The 19,480-nt window shown below is 66.8% G+C and carries 11 protein-coding genes; 6 read left to right on the top strand and 5 right to left on the bottom strand.

The features are described from left to right. Positions 1-2 precede the first annotated feature (2 nt). Positions 3-1,202 carry a M20 aminoacylase family protein gene (locus tag CEY09_RS03335; RefSeq protein WP_088587533.1) on the bottom strand — a complete coding sequence of 400 codons (1,200 nt, stop codon included), beginning with the start codon at positions 1,200-1,202 and terminating at the stop codon, positions 3-5. Between the two features lie 191 nt (positions 1,203-1,393). On the opposite strand from CEY09_RS03335, the gene CEY09_RS03340 reads away from it, so the two are divergent. Genes CEY09_RS03340 through CEY09_RS03360 form a run of 5 tightly spaced genes read left to right on the top strand, consistent with a single transcriptional unit; the run spans position 1,394 to position 6,508 of the window. Further along, the gene (locus CEY09_RS03340) at positions 1,394-2,923 is read left to right on the top strand and encodes an ABC transporter substrate-binding protein (protein ID WP_088587534.1); all 1,530 of its coding nucleotides are present in this window, start codon (positions 1,394-1,396) and stop codon (positions 2,921-2,923) included. A gap of 6 nt (positions 2,924-2,929) precedes the next feature. Next, the gene (locus CEY09_RS03345) at positions 2,930-3,853 is read left to right on the top strand and encodes an ABC transporter permease (RefSeq protein ID WP_088587535.1); all 924 of its coding nucleotides are present in this window, start codon (positions 2,930-2,932) and stop codon (positions 3,851-3,853) included. Then, complete coding sequence (locus CEY09_RS03350; RefSeq protein WP_088587536.1) at positions 3,853-4,668, top strand: ABC transporter permease; 816 nt, start codon at positions 3,853-3,855, stop codon at positions 4,666-4,668. Before CEY09_RS03345 ends, CEY09_RS03350 begins: the two co-directional genes overlap by 1 nt. Then, positions 4,665-5,663, top strand: coding sequence for an ABC transporter ATP-binding protein (locus CEY09_RS03355; protein WP_234818217.1), 999 nt, complete (start codon positions 4,665-4,667; stop codon positions 5,661-5,663). Before CEY09_RS03350 ends, CEY09_RS03355 begins: the two co-directional genes overlap by 4 nt. Beyond that, complete coding sequence (locus tag CEY09_RS03360) at positions 5,660-6,508, top strand: ABC transporter ATP-binding protein (RefSeq protein WP_088587538.1); 849 nt, start codon at positions 5,660-5,662, stop codon at positions 6,506-6,508. The genes CEY09_RS03355 and CEY09_RS03360 overlap by 4 nt, the downstream gene beginning before the upstream one ends. On the opposite strand, the gene CEY09_RS03365 is transcribed toward CEY09_RS03360, so the two are convergent. The 4 genes from CEY09_RS03365 to pgi form a co-directional block, all read right to left on the bottom strand. Continuing rightward, positions 6,483-7,061, bottom strand: a complete 579-nt coding sequence (locus CEY09_RS03365) for a TetR/AcrR family transcriptional regulator (RefSeq protein WP_088587611.1) — start codon at positions 7,059-7,061, stop codon at positions 6,483-6,485. The two genes, CEY09_RS03360 and CEY09_RS03365, sit on opposite strands and share 26 nt — an antisense overlap. A 159-nt stretch (positions 7,062-7,220) precedes the next feature. Then, on the bottom strand, positions 7,221-7,943 hold the full coding sequence (locus CEY09_RS03370) for a Crp/Fnr family transcriptional regulator (protein WP_088587539.1): 723 nt from the start codon (positions 7,941-7,943) through the stop codon (positions 7,221-7,223). A gap of 22 nt (positions 7,944-7,965) precedes the next feature. Further along, on the bottom strand, positions 7,966-8,694 hold the full coding sequence (locus CEY09_RS03375) for a Crp/Fnr family transcriptional regulator (protein WP_006225890.1): 729 nt from the start codon (positions 8,692-8,694) through the stop codon (positions 7,966-7,968). 145 nt (positions 8,695-8,839) lie between these two features. Continuing rightward, on the bottom strand, positions 8,840-10,498 hold the full coding sequence (pgi, locus tag CEY09_RS03380; protein ID WP_088587540.1) for a glucose-6-phosphate isomerase: 1,659 nt from the start codon (positions 10,496-10,498) through the stop codon (positions 8,840-8,842). A gap of 214 nt (positions 10,499-10,712) precedes the next feature. On the opposite strand from pgi, the gene CEY09_RS03385 reads away from it, so the two are divergent. Beyond that, the gene (locus CEY09_RS03385) at positions 10,713-19,466 is read left to right on the top strand and encodes a GH36-type glycosyl hydrolase domain-containing protein (protein WP_088587541.1); all 8,754 of its coding nucleotides are present in this window, start codon (positions 10,713-10,715) and stop codon (positions 19,464-19,466) included. Positions 19,467-19,480 lie beyond the last annotated feature (14 nt).

Consider the following 19,480-nt stretch of genomic DNA (forward strand, 5'->3'; position numbering starts at 1 on the left):
GCTTAAAGAACGGTGCGGTCCTGGACCAGGCGGATCCAGAATGCGGCGCCGTGGCTGATGGCTTTGTCATTGAAGTCGTACTGGGGCGTGTGCAGCCCGAACGACGGGCCGTTTCCGAAAAAGACGAACGCGCCGGGCTTTTTCTGAAGCATAAACGAGAAGTCTTCGCCCCCCATTACCGGTTTCATGTTGTCCACCACGCGGTCAGGGCCTACCAGGCTACGCGCAATGCGTACCGCGTGCGCCGTGTTTTCCGGGTGATTCAGCGTAACGGGATAGTCCCGCAGGTAATGGAGCTTCGCCGTGGCGCCGAAGGTGCCGGCAATGCCTGCCACCACGTCCTTCATGCGGGCCTCGACCATGTCCTGGATGTCCGGATTGAAGGTGCGCACCGTGCCACGCAACTGGGCCTTTTGCGGAATGACGTTGTCCGTCTCGCCGGCATGGAACATGGTGATCGATACGACCGCGCTTTCATGCGGATGCACGTTGCGCGACACGATCGTCTGCAAGGCATTGACAATCTGGGTGCCGACGATGACGGTGTCCACGCCCTCTTGCGGGCGCGAGGCATGGCTGCCGCGGCCCTCGATATCGATCGTGAAGCGATCGGACGCGGAGGTGACCGGGCCAACGGTCGTCGAAAACTTGCCCAGCGCCAGATTGGGCATGTTGTGCAGGCCATACACTTCGTCCACGTCAAACCGCTCGAACAGGCCGTCCTCGATCATGGCCTTGCCGCCCGCACCGCCTTCCTCGGCCGGCTGGAAGATGAAGACCGCCGTGCCCGCGAAGTCGCGGTCCACCGACAGATAGCGGGCCGCGGCCAGCAAGGTGGCGCTATGGCCGTCGTGGCCGCAGGCGTGCATGATGCCGGTGTGGCGCGACTTGTGGGCGACGTCGTTGGCTTCGTGAATCGGCAAGGCGTCCATATCCGCACGCAGGCCCACGTTGCGGCCAGGGCCCGCGCGCCGACCGGCAAGCACGCCGACCACGCCGGTCTTGCCGATGCCCGTCTCGACGCGGTCAAAGCCGAACGCGCGCAGCTTCTCGGCGATGAAGGCCGACGTGGCGTGTTCTTCATAGCGCAGCTCGGGCGCGGCGTGGAATTGGCGGCGCCACACGCTCGCCTCGGCGGCGACCTGCTCCAGCACGCCGGCGTCGCCGACGATCCCTTCCAACGTTCCTGCCACTTCGGCCATGCTGAATCCTTTATCCGCGGCGCACGCCGCGTCACGGCGCGGCCGGCCAAAAAACAAGACGCGGATTATGGCAAGAAAGCCCCGCGCGCCAGAGGATCGATTCGCCATATCCACATAGCCAATGCAGCTAAAGCCCGCGCGCTTGCTCCTGTAGCATCGCTCGTCCTGAAAAACCTCAACTGGTCGGTCTCATGCTCCCGTTTGACAAGTCGGTAGTTCGTTGCGCGTTCGCGGCGGCAATCCTCCTCGGTCACCCCGCTTATGCAGGCCCCCAAGACAACACGGCGGTGGTCGCGTTGACGGAAGAGATGCCCAGCTTCGACGCCTATCTGAGCACGGCCCGCGAAGGCATCGTGGCCTCGCGCCAGCTGTACGACACGCTGATCGAACGCAATCTGGCCACCGGGCAGTACGAGCCCTCGCTGGCCACCGCCTGGCGCCGCCTCGACGACAAGACCTGGGAGTTCGATCTGCGCCCCGGCGTGACGTTCCACAACGGCGACCCCTTCACCGCCGACGACGTGGTCTTTACGCTCCAGTACTACGCGCGCCCCGAATCCGGCGCCCGCTCGGCCAACTGGCTGGACTGGATCGCGTCGGTTGAAAAGGTCGGCGACCATCAGGTTCGCATCATTTCCAAGGCGCCCTTCCCGGCCGCACTGGAGTTTGTATCGGGTTCGCTGGCGATCTTCCCCAAGGCCTACTTCGAAAAGGTCGGGCAGCAGGCCTTCGGCAAGCAGCCGGTGGGCACGGGCCCCTTCAAGCTGGGCGCCACGCGCGGCAACGAGTACGTGCTGGAGAAAAACAAGTCCTACTTCGGCGGTGCCAAAGGCGCGGCCAAGCTGGACCGCATCACCGTGCGCATCATTCCCGACGAGGCGACCCGCATTGCCGAGGTCATCGGCGGCAGCGTGGACTGGACTTGGAACCTGTCCGCGGACCAGATCCCGCAACTGCAGGCCGTGCCGACCCTGCAGGCGCAATTCGGCTCCACGCTGACCATCGCGACCATCTTGCTGGATGCGCGCGGTCGCGCCAGCGGCGAGAACAGTCCGCTTAAGGACGTCCGCGTGCGCCAGGCCATCAACCACGCCATCGACAGGAAAAAGATCGTCGACACGCTGCTGGGCGGCGAAGGCAAGCAACTGGCCACGCTGTGCCACCCGCTGCAGTTCGGCTGCGACGAGGCCGCGGCCCCCGTCTATGACTACAACCCTGCGAAGGCGCGCGAGCTGCTGGCCCAGGCCGGCTACCCCAAGGGCTTCAAGGTCAGCCTGTCGTCCTTCCGCGACCGCCCGCGCGCCGAAGCCGTCAAGGCATATCTGGCAGCGGTCGGCATCGACGCCAACCTGGAAATGCTGCAGTCCCGCGCCAGTTTCAGCAAATGGCGCGAAGGCAAGCTCGACCTTTGGTATGGCGATTGGGGCTCGTCGTCGATGTTCGACACCTCGGCATCGCTTTCCGCGTTCTTCAACTTCAGCCCGCAGGACGGTTTTCACGACGCCGAACTGCGCGACATCCTGCAGCGCGCCGACAACGCCATCGACGAAGCCACGCGCCGCACGGAATATTCCCGCGCCATCAAGCTGGCCGCCGAACGCGCCTATTTCGTGCCCATGCACACCATCGTAGTGGGCTACGCTACCGACAAACGCCTGGCTTATCAGCCGTCGCCGGACGGAATCCCGCGCTTTTATCAGCTGGGCTGGTCGGCCAAGTAACCCGCCATGCTTTCTTTGCTGTTGCGGCGTGCCGGCCTGGCGGTGATGGTCGCGCTTACCGTCTCCCTGCTGTGCTTCGTCTTGTCCAACGTGGCTGTCGACCCTGCCCTGGCGCTGGCGGGCGACAGCCCTACGGAAGCGGACCTGCAGGCCCTGCGGGTACGTTATGCGCTGGACCGCCCCTTGCCCGAGCGCTATGCGGCCTACCTGGGGCGCCTCGTGGCGGGCGACCTGGGTACCTCGCAGTTGACGGGCGAACCCGTCTCCCGCATGCTGGCCGACCGGGTCGGGGTGACCGCCTTGCTGGCGTTGACGGCGATCCTGCTGGCGCTGGCGGTGGCGGTGCCCGCCGGTGTGATGGCGGCGGCCCATCGCGGCGGCTGGACCGACCGGGTCGTGTCCTTCGTCACCGCCGTGGTGCAAGCCATGCCCAGCTTCTGGGCCGCCCTGCTGCTGATCATCTTCTTCGGCGTCAAGCTGCGCTGGCTGCCGATATCCGGCAGCGGCACGTTGGCGCACTACGTCATGCCCACCATCGCCCTCAGCCTGTACGCGCTGCCTGCGCTGACCCGCCTGACCCGCAGCGGCATGGTGCAGGCGCTGGAATCCGATTACATCCGCACGGCGCGCGCCATGGGGTTGCCGGGGCGCGTCATCCTGTTCAAGAGCGCCCTGCGCAACGCGCTGCTGCCGGTGGTGTCGCTGGGCGCCGTGCAGTTCGGCTTCATGCTGGGCGGGTCCATCGTCATCGAATCCATCTTCGCCATCCATGGCATCGGGTATCTGGCCTGGCAATCCATGATCCGCGCCGACATGCCGGTCATCCAGGCGGTCGTCCTGATGATCTCCCTGACCTACATCGTGTTGACCTTCCTGTCCGACGTGCTGAACACCCTTCTGGATCCCCGCCTGAAGCGAGCGGCCTCGTGATGCCGCGCCGTCTGGGGTTCTACTGCGGCATCGCCATCATCGCCGCGCTGGCGTTCATCGCCCTGTTCGGACCGTCCCTGCTGACGAACGACCCGTTCACCCAGTCACTGGGCCAGCGCCTGGCGCAGCCGTTCTGGCACGACAAGACACTGCCTGCGCACTGGCTGGGCACGGACCAATTGGGCCGGGATTATCTGGCGCGGCTCGTCTACGGCGCACGTATTTCGCTGGCCATCGGTTTTGCAGTGGTGATCGTCTCGGGTTTCATCGGCATCACATTGGGCCTCATCGCCGGCTACGCCGGCGGCGTGGCCGATGCGGTCATCAGCTTCATCATCAATACGCGGATCAGCATGCCCATCGTGCTGGCGGCGCTGGCGATCGTATCCGTTACCGGCAATTCGCTGACGACGGTGGTGCTGGTGCTGGGCCTGCTCCTGTGGGACCACTTCGCGGTGGTGGCGCGCAGTGCGGCCATGCAACTGCGCAACGCCGACTATGTCACCGCCGCGCGCGCAATGGGCTGTTCGCACCTGCATATCCTCGTGCGCGAGATCCTGCCCAACATCCGCGGCCCGCTGCTGGTGATCGCCACCGTGGAAATGGCGCATGCCATCCTGGTCGAAGCCGCGCTGTCTTTCCTGGGCCTGGGCGTGCCGGCCCCCTATCCGTCCTGGGGCCTGATGCTGTCCGAAGCCAAATCCTTCATGTTCTTCAGCCCGTGGCTGATCGCGTTGCCCGGCGCCGCGCTGCTCTTGCTGGTGCTGGGCATCAACCTGACGGGCGACGGCCTGCGCACCCGCCGGGAGGCATGATGCAGCGGTCCCCGACTCCTGCCGCCCCGGTGCTCGACGTGCGCAACCTGCACATCACCTTGCCGACCCGCGCGGGCACCCTGCAAGCCGTGCGCGGGATCGATCTGCGCATCGAGCGGGGGGCCACCCTGGGCCTGGTCGGCGAAAGCGGCTGCGGCAAATCGCTGACGGCGTTGAGCCTGCTGCGCCTGCTGCCGCGCGGCGCGCGCGTGCAGGCCGACCGCCTGGCATTCGACGGCGAAGACCTGCTGGCGGCCCCGGACCGGCGGATGAATGCGCTGCGCGGCGACCGCATCGCCATGGTGTTCCAGGAACCCATGACGGCGCTCAACCCCACGTTCACCATCGGCCAGCAGTTGATGACCGTCTACCGCAGCCACCGCCATGACGGCGGCGCCCGCGAACGCGCGCTGCATTTGCTGGACCGCGTCGGCATTTCGCAGCCCCAGGCCCGCCTGGGCCAGTATCCGCACGAGCTGTCCGGCGGCATGCGCCAGCGCGTCCTGATCGCGATGGCCTTGATGTGCGGCCCCGAGCTGATCGTGGCCGACGAGCCCACCACGGCGCTGGACGTCACGATCCAGAAGCAGATCCTGGAGCTGCTGAAGACGCTGCAACGCGAAATGGGGCTGGCCGTGCTGCTGATCACGCATGACCTGGGCGTGGTGTCCCACTACACCGACCACGTGTCCGTGATGTATGCCGGCCAGATCGTCGAATCGGGCGCCACGTCGCAGGTGCTGGCGGCCCCCGGCCATCCGTACACCCAAGGCCTGCTGGACAGCATCCCGCAAGTTGCCCAGCGCTCTGGCGCGCAGCGCCTGCCCATCATTCCCGGCGTGGTGCCCGCGCTGACGCAGGCGCCAGAAGCCTGCGTCTTCGCACCCCGGTGCCGCCATGCCGCCGAGGTCTGCGCCGGACCGCCGCCCGCCCTGACGGCTTACCAAGACCAGCGCCTGCGGCGCTGCCACGCGCCATTCGAGGCCCGCCCATGAGCGTTCCCGCTGTCGTCCGCCTGGTGCAGGCCGACGCCCTCACCCGCCGCTATACCCACCGCGCGGCATTCTGGCGCCCGCCGACCATGCACACCGCGCTGGACGCCGTGTCGCTGCATGTCGACGCGGGCGAAGCCGTAGGCATCGTGGGCGAATCGGGCTCCGGAAAAAGCACGCTGGCCAGGTTGTTGCTGGGCTTGGACACGCCCAGCGCGGGCTCGGTGCTGTTGGCCGGCCATCCTGTCACCGGCTTGCCCCGCAAACGCATCGCCCGGATCGTGCAGCCGGTGTTCCAGGACCCATACGGGTCGCTGAACCCCAGCTACACCGTCGAACGCCTGCTGGCGCTGCCGCTGCGATTGCGTGCCGGTCGGGGCGACACCGTGGATATCGCGGCCGAAACCACCCGTTTGCTGGACCAGGTGGGCCTGCCCGCCCGCACGCGCGGCGCTTATCCGCACGCGCTGTCCGGCGGCCAGCGTCAACGCGTGGCCATCGCCCGCGCACTGGCGGTGCAGCCACAACTGCTGATCTGCGACGAACCCACCTCCGCGCTGGACGTGTCCGTGCAGGCGCAGATCCTGAACCTGCTGCAGGAATTGCGCCAGGAACTGGGCCTGGCCTTGCTGTTGATCAGCCACAACCTGGGCGTCGTCGGCCATATGGTCGACCGGCTGTACGTGCTGCAGCAGGGCCAGGTCGTGGAAGCCGGCAACACGGCCCAAGTGTTCGACGCGCCCCAGCACCCTTATACACAGCGCCTGTTCGCGTCGGTGCTGGAAGTGCGCGGGCGGCAGCCGTCTTGCGGCGCGTCGCCGGTCAACGCGCTTTCGCTGTCCGCTTGACCGCCGCTGCCCCGGCAACCGGCGCCCCCAACATACGCAGGCAGTCGTCCGAAACACTGCGTGCGAAATCGGTGCAATCCTTCAGCTTGGCCGCGATGGCGTCGTCGGCCACGCCATGCACGCCGGAATAGATCAGCAAGGCGGTGATCCTGGGCTGCGGCAATGCCCACAACGCGGCGGTCTTGCCTCCTTCCAGAATCCCCAGCAACTGGTCAAGAATGGCGTTCTTGTCGCGGTTTTGGCGGTCGTGATGGTGGTGATTGCCATAAACGATGTCGTGCGTGCGGTAGGTATCCACGTAGGTCTGGATGCTGGCATGGATCCAGGCTTGCAGCTTGCCGACCCAATCGTCGCCCGCACAGGCGTTCACGGCCCCTTCCAGCACCTCCAGGTATTGGCGGGTGTACCGTTCGGCCAGCGCGGCCAACATGTCGGTCTTGGCGGCGAAGTAGTGATAGAACGTGCCTTTTGCAACGTTCGCCTCTTCCACGATGCTGCTGATAGTGGTGGCTTCCACGCCGTTGGCCAGGAACAGCTTTTCGGCGGCCGCCATCAATTCCTCAAGCCGCACCTCCGCGGGCTTGGTCCGGGGCGGACGCGGCTCGGAAACAGGCAGCGGGGCGTTGGCGCGGGTCGATCTCATTGAAGCATTCCAGGCGGCTGGCAAAGACGCCCAGTTTAAGGGAAACGGACGGGTGTCAAACCACCCGGTCTACTTGGACGGCCCATTGATCCTGGCGTAGCTAAGCAGGTCGGCCGCATAGCATTCGCAGGCGGCCGATTCCAGGCCGCGCCGGTCCAGCACGGCGATGTCGCCGCGGTGATAGGCGATCAGCTTGCGCTGTTGCAGCGCCGACGCCGCCACGGTCACGCCCACCCGGCGCACGCCCAGCATGTGGGCCAGGTACTCATGGGTCAGGTGGAAATGGTCGGCGTGGGCGCGGTCCTGGGTCATCAACAGCCACCGCGCCAGACGGCCCTCGACCAGATGGGAATGCATGCAGGCCGCCGCCTGCGCCAGCTGCTGCAGGACAACCACCGTGTAACCGTTGATCAACTGTCGCAGCGCCTGGCTGGCGCCCAGTTCCTGCCGGAAGCGCTCGGCCGGCATACGCAAGGCGACCCCGCCGCCCTGCACCACCGCACGTAGTTGCGAGGTATCCGTGCCCAACGGCACGTCGACGCTCCACATGCCTTCGTTGCCGATCAACCCCACCTCCAGCGACGGGCCGCGCGCCAAGGGCAGGATTAGCGAAATATAGCTGTGCGTCGGGAAATAGACGTCGCCCATGCGCCCGCCGGGTTGCAGCAAGCATTGGCCAAAGACTAGCTCGACCGCTTCGAAGCGCCCGAGCAGCCGGTCCCGTTCGCGCCCGGGCAATGCGTCAAGCAAGCGATTGGGCACGTCTTCATGCACGGATTGGACAGAAGGCACGATCAGTTTCCGGTTCGCCCGTTCAGGGGCGTACAGCCTCGGTGCGCCGGCTGAGCAGACGCGCGTATTCATCACGGACCACGGTGTAGCACTCGCACACGCGCGCCTCGAGCCCGACGCGATCGGTTACCTGGATGTGGCCGCGCCGGTAGCGGATGAGCCCCGCCGTCTGCAAATGCCCGGCCGCCTCCGTCACCCCTTCGCGCCGCACGCCAAGCATGTTGGCGATCAGTTCCTGCGTCATCACGATCTCGTTGGACCGCAGCCGGTCCAGGCTCAGCAACAGCCAGCGGCAAAGCTGCTGGTCCAGCGAGTGGTGCCGGTTGCACACGGCCGTCTGCGCCATCTGCGTCAGCAGCGCCTGGGTGTATCGCAGCAACAGATGCTGCATGGCGCCGCCCCGGTCGAATTCGTCTTTCAGCGCCTGGCCCTTCAACTGGAAGGCCGAGCCGGCGCTTTGCACGATGGCGCGGCTGGGCGTGGTTTCTCCGCCCATGAAGAGCGAGACGCCGACGATGCCCTCGTTTCCCACTACGGCGATTTCGGTGGATGCGCCGTCTTCCATGACGCACAGGAGCGACACGATGCAGTCGACCGGAAAGCAGACGTGCCGCATGCGGCCGCCCGGTTCGTACAACGCTTTGCCCAGCGGCATCGGCACGCGTTCAAGCAGCGGAAACAGGCGGGCCTGCTCGTCCGGGGGCAATGCCGCCAGCAGGTGGTTCTGGGTGGGATCGTGTGAGTCAGGCATGGCGGCTCCCTGCAACAAGCCCAATGCAGGCCCGCGAGTCGGGCGGGCGCAATCCGAAGGCGCTCCGACAAGCCTTACCCGCTCGGCGAGGGTAATCGGCAGGCGCTTGGTGCGCTACCGAACAGAGTGCCTCCAGGGTAGCGCACTATTGCTCCGTCCCCCGGTTTGTCTTTCCCATCCTGGCGTCCAGGTATTTCTGCATCAGGGCTCGCGTGGAACTGTCATGGTTTTGCATGCCCGTCGTGCCGGCATCCAATTCATGAACGATGCGCAGCGCCAGCGTCTTGCCGAGTTCCACGCCCCACTGGTCAAAGGAATCGATGTTCCACGCCGCCCCTTGCGTAAAGGCGCTGTGTTCATACACCGCCACCAGCGCACCCAGCGTCCGCGGCGTCAGCCGGGTGGAGAGCAGCGTATTGCTGGGCCGGTTGCCTTCGACATGCCGGTGAGGCGCGGCCGCGGCGCCGTCATCGGCCAACGCCTGGCCGAACGCCAAGGCCTCGGCCTGCGCGAACATGTTGGCCAGCAATTCTTCGTGCTGACGGGGCGAAGCCGCAAGCGGCACCAGGAATCCGATGAAATCGCAGGGCACCATCTGGCTGCCCTGGTGCAGCAACTGGTGAAAGGAATGCTGGCCGTTCGTGCCGCAAGCGCCCCAGTACACGGGGCCGGTGTGCCCCGCCACGGGCTTGCCGTCCTGCGTCACGGACTTGCCGTTGCTTTCCATCATCAACTGCTGCACGTAAGACGGAAAACGCCGCAAATGGTGGTCGTAGGGCAGGACGGCCGCGGTGCGCGCGCCCAGGCAGTTGTTGTTCCAGATGGCCATCAACCCGTGCATGACCGGCAGGTTCCGCTCCAGGGGCGCGTTGCGGAAATGCGTATCCATGTCGTGGCAGCCGGCCAGCATCTCGCCGAAAGCCTCCGGCCCCACCGCCACCATCAGCGCCAAGCCCATGGCCGAACACAGCGAATAGCGTCCGTTGACCCAGTCCCAGATCTCCAATACGCGGTCCCGCGCGATGCCGGATTGGATCGCGGCCTCGCGATTGCCCGTGACCGCCACGAAATGCGCCTGCAACGCGTCTTCGTCCTGCAGGGCTTGCATGCACCAGACGCGCGCCGACGCCGCATTGTGGCGGGTTTCCGAGGTCTGCCAGCTTTTTGAACAGACAATGAACAGCGTTTCGCGCGGATCCAGGCCTCGCGTGGCCTGCGCGAAATCCGCACCGTCCACGTTCGACACAAAGCGCACAAGCAGGCCGGGCTGGACGTAGTGTTCAAGCGCCGCGCAAGCCATTTCCACGCCGATCGCCGACCCGCCGATGCCCAGGTTGATCACATTCCGGATGGGCATGCCCGTGCCGCCCAGGCAGGCGCCGCTGCGCAACTGCATGGCCAGCGCCGCCATGCGGTGCAAGGTCTTCTGCACGTTCGGCCCGACATCGCGGCCGTCTACCTGCACGGCTTCCCCGGCAGGCATGCGCAACGCGACATGCAGCGCCGCCCGCCCTTCACTGGCATTGATGGCGTCGCCATGGAACATGGCGTCGATCCGGGCCGGCAGCCTGCATTCCTTGGCCAGTCGCACCAGAAGCTCCACGGTTCTAGGGGTGACCCGGTTCTTGGAATAGTCCAGATACCAGCCAGCCGCCTCCAGCGTCAGACGCGCCCCGCGCACCGGGTCTTCCATGAAGAGTTGCCGCAGGGTCACCGGGCGCATTGCTTGCCGATGGTCCGCCAGCGCCTGCCAGGCGGGCGTGGGTAGCGGTGTGGCCTCTGGCCCCGATTCCTGCATGTCCATCGACTTCCCCCTCCCGCCCGTCCGTCGGCCCGCACATGGATGCCGCACGGTGCATTGCAATGCGGTCGGGCTCGGGTCGTTTATGGCATAGGCCGCGCCCCGCGTCCGTGCGGTAGCGCACAGAGCCGGCGACCGCGCTTGGTCACTCTATAGGCGGGAGGTCGTCACCCTGGCGACGCCTTTGCCCCGATGGATCACGTCCGACCGAGTATTGATGAAACCCATAGCCTGGCCTTCCCTGGAGGCCGCCCCCGAATGGATCGACCTGTTCGCGCGCAGCAAGCCCTCGCTTACCTCCGCCGAAAGCGAGCCGCCGTTGCGCGCCGAACTGTTCAATTCCCAGCAGATGGAAGCGCACGGCCAGGCGCTGGCGCATGTGCATGCGCTGGGCGCCTTTCGCGCGCAGGACAACCTGCTGCCCCGGCTGACGGAGAACCAGACGCTGCTGGCCCAGGCCTGTGCGCTGCTGATCGAATCCATGCAGCAAAGTCGCCAGATCACGCCGGCGGACGAGTGGTTGCTGGACAACTTCTACCTGATCGAAGAGCAGATCCGGCTGGCCAAGCGGCATTTGCCCAAGGGGTATAGCCGCAGCCTGCCCAAGCTGGCCGCGGGTCCCTCGCAGGGCCTTCCCCGGGTGTACGACATCGCGCTGGAGATGATTTCGCACAGCGATGCGCGGATTGACGCGGACGGGATCAGCGCGTTCGTAGCCGCTTATCAGCGCGTCGAACCCCTGCAGCTGGGCGAGCTTTGGGCGATCCCCATCATGATGCGCCTGGCCCTGATCGAGAACCTGCGGCGCGTGGCGATCCGCCTGGCCTACGCCAACATGAACCGGGGCTTGGCGGACACCTGGGCGGACGCCATGCGCAAGGCCGCGCAGGACGACCCCACCAGCCTGATCCTCGTCATCGCCAACATGGCGCGCTCGAATCCGCCCATAGACGGCGCCTTCGTGGCCGAACTGGCCCGCCGCCTGCAAGGCCATGGTCCGGCGCTGGCATTGCCGTTGACCTGGTTCGAGCAGCGCCTGGCCCAATCCAACCTGACCATCGAGCAGATGGTCGTGGCCGAAAACCAGCAGCAAGCGGCCGACCAGGTCTCCATCAGCAACAGCATCGGCAGCCTGCGCGCGCTGTCGAAGACGAACTGGAACGAATTCGTCGAAGCCATCATCCTGGTGGAGCAGACATTGCGCCAGGACCCCGCCGGGGTCTACGCCGACATGGACTTCCCGACCCGGGACCGCTACCGCCATCGGGTGGAGCGCCTGGCCCGGAACTCCGATCGTTCCGAGATCGAATTGGCCACCATGGCGATCGACCTGGCGCGCACGGCGGCGCCAGACGCCCATGCCGACGCCCCCGCCGATCCGCGCCGGCGGCACGTGGGCTTCTATCTGATTGATGAAGGCCTGCCGGAACTGGTCAAGCTGGGCAAGGTCCGGCTGAGCGTGACGGACCGGTTGGCGCGCCTGTCGCCGGGCGCGGCGCTGGCCGGCTATGCGGCGGCGATCGTGCTGATGACGGGCGCTTTGTCCGCGCTGCTGGTGTTCGTGGCCCATTCGGCGGGCGCCCAGCCGTGGCCGCTGGCCGCCCTGGCGGTGCTGTCACTGATCGGCACCAGCCATTTGTCGGTTGCCGTCATCAACTGGTCCCTGACCTGGCTGGTGCGCCCACAGCGCCTGCCGCGGATGGACTACGCCAAACGCATTCCGGACGCTGCCCGCTGCCTGGTGGCGGTACCGTCCATGCTGATCGACGCTGACGACGGCGAACAGCTGGCCGAGTCGTTGGAGATCCGGTTTCTGGCGAACCCGGGCGACAACCTGAGCTTCTGCCTGCTGACGGATTTTGCGGACGCGGCCGCGGAACATCTGCCCGCGGACGCGTTGCTGCTGGAACGCGCCAAGACGCATGTCCAGGCGCTGAACCACAAATACCGGCGTTTGGGCCGAAGCCCCTTTTACCTATTGCACCGCCCTCGCCGCTGGAATGCCCACGAACAGGTCTGGATGGGTCAGGAAAGAAAGCGCGGCAAACTGGCCGATCTGAACGGCCTGCTGCGCGGCCAAGGCACGGGTGCGTTCTCCTGCGTGGTCGGCGACCTGGACGCGCTGGCCGCCGTGAAGTACGTCATCACGCTGGACACCGATACCGAGTTGCCCCGGGAAAGCGCCTGGAAGCTGATCGGCGCCATGGCGCATCCGCTGAACCAGGCCCAGTTCGATCCCGTCCGGCGTCGCGTGACGCGGGGCTACGGCATCCTGCAACCGCGCGTGGCGGTCAACCTGGCTGACCTGGCCGCCTCCGCCTATGCGCGGGTAAATGGCGGCGACGCCGGCATCGACCCGTACACCAACACCGTGTCGGACGTCTATCAGGACACTTTCAAGGAAGGGTCCTTCGTCGGCAAAGGCATTTATGACGTCGACGCGTTCGAGGCCGCGCTGAAGGACTGCTTCCCGGACAACCGCGTGCTGAGCCACGACCTGCTGGAGGGTTGCTACGCCCGTTCCGGCCTGCTGAGCGATGTGCAGTTGTTCGAAGGCCACCCCGCCCGCTATTCGGCCGATGTCAGCCGCCGCCATCGCTGGATCCGGGGCGACTGGCAACTGCTGGGCTGGCTGTTCGGCCACCCGCCGCGCCCACCCGGCACGGCGGGCGGACCGCCTCTTGCCTGGCTGGCGCGTTGCAAGATCCTGGACAATCTGCGGCGCAGCCTCGTGTCGCCCAGCCTGGTGCTGTTGATGGCGCTGGGCTGGACCTTGCTGCCGTATCCCTGGCTGTGGACGGGGGCCGGGGTGATGGTCGTGTTCCTGCCCGCGCTGTTCGCCTCCGCTCTGGGCGCCGTCAGGAAGGGCGACGATGTCTTGCTGGGGCAGCATCTGCTGGGCTGGGTCCCGTCAACGCTCAAGCAGTTCAGCCGGGCCGCATTTGCGTTCAGCGCCATGGCGCACGAGGCGCTTTACAACCTGGACGCCATTGGCCGCACACTGTACCGCCTGACGATATCGCACCGCCGCCTGCTGGAATGGAAGCCCTCCAGCGTCACCAACCGCGACGGCGCGGCCCGCTCGGGCCCGTGGCTGCTATCTGTATGGGGGTCGCCGCTGCTGGCGCTGGCGATCGGCGCCTGCGTCCTGCGCTGGAACCCGTCGGCCTGGCCCGCGGCGTTCCCGGTGCTGGCCTTGTGGGCCTTGATGCCGGCAATTGCCTGGCGCCTGAGCCGGCCGCCCGTCGTCGCGAAAACCGCGCTGTCGCCCAGCCAGGACCAGTTCCTGCGCTTGCTGGCGCGCAAGACCTGGTCGTTCTTCGATGGGCACGGCGGGGCCGAAGACAACTGGCTGATCCCGGACAACGTGCAGGACCGGCCTGCGCCCACGACCGCGCACCGCACCTCGCCCACCAATCTGGGGCTGGCCCTGCTGTCGAACCTGGCCGCGCATGACTTCGGCTACTTGCAGGCGGGCCGTTTGATGGAACGCACGCAAGCCACTTTAAGCACCATGGGCAAGCTCGAGCGCTACCTGGGCCATTTCTATAACTGGTACGACACCCTCACGCTGGCCCCCTTGCACCCGCTGTACATCTCGACCGTAGACAGCGGCAACCTGGCCGGCCACCTGCTGACGCTGCGTCCCGGGCTGCTGGCGCTGGCCCAGGCTCCGATCCTGCATCCGCGCACCTTTGCGGGCCTGGCCGACGCCGCGGCCGTGTTGCGAGACAGCCTGCCGGCCAACGCCTTCTCCGCGCTGGACGTGCTGGACGCCGCGCTGCTGACGGCGCAGGAACCGGCCGGCCGCGCCGCGCCCAAGACGCTGGCGCAAATCCGGCAGCGCCTGGAGCACATCCGCCAACTGGGTTATGGACTGCTGGAAGCCTTCGAGGCGCCCGCGTACTCTGAACCGCTATGGCATTGCCAGGCCATGTTGCGACAATGCGAAGAGGCGCGCGATGAACTGGCCCTGCTGGCGCCCTGGCCCGAACGGCCCGCCGACGCTCCCTGGCAAGACATCCCGGCGTTGCAGGCCATGCCCACGCTGCAGCAGGTAGCCGATCAAGGCGGCGGCGTGCTGGCCGCATTGCGGTCCCGCCTCTCCGAGCCCGGCACGACGCCGGACGAACGTGCGTGGTTGCTGCAAACCGAGCTTGCCATCGTCCTGGCGGCGGACCGTGCCACCCAACGATGCGCCGCGCTGGAAAAACTGGCCGACACGCTGGCCGACATGGCGGTGGCGGAATACGGCTTCTTGTACGACAAGGGCAGCCGCCTGTTGGCCATCGGCTACAACCTGACCGAACGCCGACGCGACGAAGGCCTGTACGACCTGCTGGCTTCCGAGGCGCGCCTGGGCAGCTTCGTGGCGATCGCGCAGGGGCAATTGCCGCAAGAGACCTGGTTCGCGCTGGGCCGGCAATTGAGCAATTCCCCGGGCGGGCCGGTGCTGCTCTCCTGGAGCGGGTCCATGTTCGAATACCTGATGCCCCGCCTCGTCATGCCCTCCTACCCCCAGACCCTGCTGGACCAGACCTGCCTGTCGGCGGTGCGCACGCAGATCGACTACGGCGACAAGCTGGGCATTCCGTGGGGCATGTCCGAAAGCGCCTACAACCTGTTCGATGTCGGCATGAACTACCAGTACCGCGCGTTCGGCGTGCCTGGGTTGGGACTGAAACGCGGCCTGGCCGATGACGTGGTGGTAGCCCCGTACGCGTCGATGCTGGCGCTGATGGTGGCGCCCGACGAGGCCTGCCGCAACCTGCAGCGGCTGGCCAAAGACCAGTTGATCGGGCGCTATGGTCTGTACGAGGCCATCGACTACACGCCGCGCCGTCAACCGCCCGGCAAGAACGGCACGATCGTGTACGCCTACATGGCCCATCATCAGGGCATGGGCTTCCTGTCGCTTGCCAGCGTCTTGCTGGGCCGAACGATGCAGGCCCGCTTCGAGGCCGATCCCTCGTTCCAGGCCACCATGCTGCTGCTTCAGGAACGCGTTCCGCGCGCCGCGGCCGCCTACGCCAAGGCCACCGAACTGTCGGTGATCCGCAGCACGCCGCCGGGCCAGGCCGAGGTGTCCGTGCGCGTGCTGGACACCGCCGACACGCCCATCCCCGAAGTCCAATTGCTGTCCAACGGCCGCTACCACGTGATGGTCACCAATAGCGGCGCGGGCTCCAGCCGCTGGCGGGACCTGGCCGTCACGCGCTGGCGCGAAGACGGCACCTGCGACAACTGGGGCACGTTCTGCTATCTGCGCGACACAGACAGCGGCCACGTCTGGTCCACCTCCTATCAGCCGACCCTGCAGCGTCCCGACCACTACGAAGTGATCTTCTCGGAAGGCCGCGCAGAGTTCCGGCGCACCGACAATCAGATCGACACGCATACGGAAATCGTCGTGTCGCCCGAAGACGATATCGAATTGCGGCGCTGCCGCCTGACCAACCGCGGGCGCGAACGCCGCACGCTCGAGATCACCTGCTATGCCGAGGTTGTCATCGCCCCGGCCATGGCCGACGAATTGCATCCGGCCTTCAGCAACCTGTTCATCCAGACCGAGATCGTGCCGTCGGAACGCGCCATCCTCAGCACGCGGCGCGGCCGCAGTCCGGAAGACAATCCGCCGTGGATGTTCCAGCTGCTGGCCATCCACGGCGGCGACCCGGGGCGCGCGTCTTATGAAACGGACCGGGCGCAATTCCTGGGGCGCGGCCGCTCCGTGGCCAATCCGCTGGCGATGGACTCGGCAGCCCCCCTGTCGGGCAGCCAGGGTTCCGTGCTGGACCCGGTGTCGGCCATCCGCTGCACCATCACGCTGGAACCCGAGGAAACCGCCGTCGTCGATCTGGTGCAGGGCGTGGGCGACAGCCGCAGCGCCTGCATGAACCTGATCAGCAAGTACCAGGACCGCCATCTGGCGGATCGCGCCCTGGAGTTGGCCTGGACCCATGCGCAGGTGCTGGTGCGCCAGTTGAACGCGACCGAAGCCGACGCCCAGTTGTACGCGCGCTTGGCCAACGCCATCGTCTACCAGAACCCCACGCTGCGGGCCGACGCGGCCACGCTCGTCAAGAACCGCCGCGGGCAGTCCGGCCTGTGGGGCTACGCCATCTCGGGCGACCTGCCCATCGTGCTGCTGCGCATCAAGGACCCGGCCAATTTCGAATTGGTGCGCCAATTGGTGCAGGCCCACGCCTACTGGCGGCAAAAAGGCGTCATCGTGGACCTGGTGATCTGGAACGAAGACACCGGCACCTACCGCCAGGCCCTGCAGGACCGCATGATGGGGCTGATTTCTGCCGGAGTGGAATCACACATCATCGACCGCCCGGGCGGCATCTTCGTGCGTCCTGGCGACCAGATCTCGGAAGAAGACCGCACGCTGTTGCTGGCCGTCTCTCGCGTGTCGCTCAGCGACGCCCAGGGCACACTGGCCAACCAGGTCAACCGCCTGGCGCTGCCGGAAACCCGTGTCGCGCCGCTCGTGATATCGGCCGCGCCCTTGCCGGCCTCGGTCGACGTCCCGCCGGCTGCCGCGCCCGCGCCGCTGCTGCACGCCAACGGCTTGGGCGGCTTCACGGCCGACGGCGAGGAATACGTCATCACCACCACACGCGACCAGCGCACGCCCGCGCCGTGGGTCAACGTCATTGCCAATGCCGCGATCGGCACCGTGGTCTCGGAAAGCGGGCAGGCCTATAGCTGGGCGGGCAACGCCCATGATTTCCGCCTGACGCCCTGGCACAACGACGGCGTCACCGACGCCTGCGGCGAAGCCTTCTATCTGCGCGACGAGATCAGCGGTCATTACTGGTCGGCCGCGCCTTACCCGGCCGGGGGGGAAACGGCCTACGTCACCCGCCACGGATTCGGCTACACGGTCTTCGAACACGTGGAGGATGGCATCGAATCCGAATTGCGCGTCCACGTTGCCCACGAATCGCCCGTCAAGTTCTATGTTCTGACGCTACGCAACCGGTCCGGGCGCCGCCGTCGCCTGTCGGCCACCGGGTATGTGGAATGGCTGCTGGGCGACCTGCGCGCGAAATCCGCGATGCACGTCACCACCGAGATCGACGCCGACACCGGCGCCCTCTTCGCCCGCAACAGCTTCAATGCCGACTATTCCGGGCACGTGGCCTATTTCGACACCAACAGCACCACCCGCACCATGACGGGCGACCGCAAGGAATTCATCGGCAGGAACGGCACGCTGCGCCACCCGCAAGCGCTGCGCCGCAGTCGCTTGTCGGGCCGATGCGGCGCCGCGCTGGACCCTTGCGCCGCAATCCAGGTGCCCGCCACCTTGGACGACGGGCAAGACACCCAGATCCTGTTTCAGCTGGGCGCGTCGTCCGAGGGCGCCGATCACGCCCGGCACTTGGTGCGCCGGTATCGGGAAACGGGGGCCGCCGCCCACGAAGCGCAGGCCGTCCGGCAATACTGGCGCGACACGCTGGACGTCGTGCGTATCGACACACCGGACGCCACCGTGAATACGCTTGCCAACGGCTGGCTGCTCTACCAGACGCTGGCCTGCCGGCTGTGGGCACGCAGCGGCCATTACCAATCGGGCGGCGCGTACGGCTTCCGGGACCAATTGCAGGACGTGATGGCGCTGGCGATCGCGCGCCCCGAGTTGACGCGCGCCCACCTGCTGCGCAGCGCGGCCCAGCAATTCGTGCAAGGCGACGTGCTGCATTGGTGGCACCCGCCTTCCAACCGGGGCGTCCGCACCCGTTGTTCCGACGATTATCTGTGGCTGCCGTTCGCCACCAGCCACTACGTGGACGTCACCGGCGATGTGGGCGTATTGGAAGAAAACGTGGGCTTCATCGAAGGGCGCCCTCTGAATCCCGGCGAATCGTCCAACTACGACCACCCCACCCCGTCCCGGGAATCCGCCAGCCTCTACGTGCACTGCACGCGCGCCCTCACGCATGCGTTGAACGCCTTGGGCGCGCACGGGCTGCCGCGCATCGGGTCGTGCGACTGGAACGATGGCATGGACAAGGTGGGCGATGCCGGCCGCGGCGTCAGTGTCTGGCTGGGCTTCTTCCTGCATGACACCCTGAACCGCTTCGCCCCGCTGGCCCGCGCGCGGGCGGACCTGCCGTTCGCCGCGTTCTGCGAATCGACGGCGCGGCAATTGGCGAAGGATCTTGAACAGGCCGGTTGGGACGGCAACTGGTATCGCCGGGCCTATTTCGACGACGGCGCCCCGCTCGGGTCCGCTGAAAATCTCGAATGCCAGATCGATTCCATTTCGCAAAGCTGGGCTGTCCTGTCCGGCGTGGCCAGCCCGGACCGCGCGCGCTCGGCGATGCAAGCCGTGGACGACCGGCTGGTGGACGACGAGCTTGGCCTGATCCGCCTGCTGACGCCCCCCTTCGACAAGGCGCCGATGAACCCCGGGTACATCCGCGGCTACGTGCCGGGGGTGCGCGAAAACGGCGGCCAATACACCCACGCCGCCATCTGGACGGCGATGGCCTTCTGCGAACTGCGGGACGAGGCGCGCATCGGCCGCCTGCTTCCCATGCTGAATCCCATCAACCATGCCGATACGCCGGCGGGCGCCGCTACCTACAAGGTGGAACCCTATGTCATGGCTGCCGACATCTACACCACGCCCGGCCAGTTGGGGCGCGGCGGCTGGACCTGGTACACGGGATCGTCCGGGCTGATGTACCGGCTGATCCTGGAGTCGGTGCTGGGCATGCGCCTGCGCGGCGACACGCTCAGCTTCCGCCCCTGCCTGCCCCCGGACTGGAACGGCTTCACGCTGCAATACCGCTTCGGCGGCGCGACCTATGCCGTCACTGCCACGCGGGTAGCGGCTGCGGCGGGGCCGTTGCGGGTCACCCTGGACGGCGTCAATCAGGAGGACGGCATGGTCCGCTTGCGCGACGATGGGCAGGTGCGTCAGGTGCGCATCGAACTGCCCGCCGGGCCTTAGCGGCCTCGCCCACC

The sequence above is a fragment of the Achromobacter marplatensis genome (genome assembly GCF_002209535.1).
GTDB classification, from domain to species: domain Bacteria; phylum Pseudomonadota; class Gammaproteobacteria; order Burkholderiales; family Burkholderiaceae_B; genus Achromobacter; species Achromobacter marplatensis.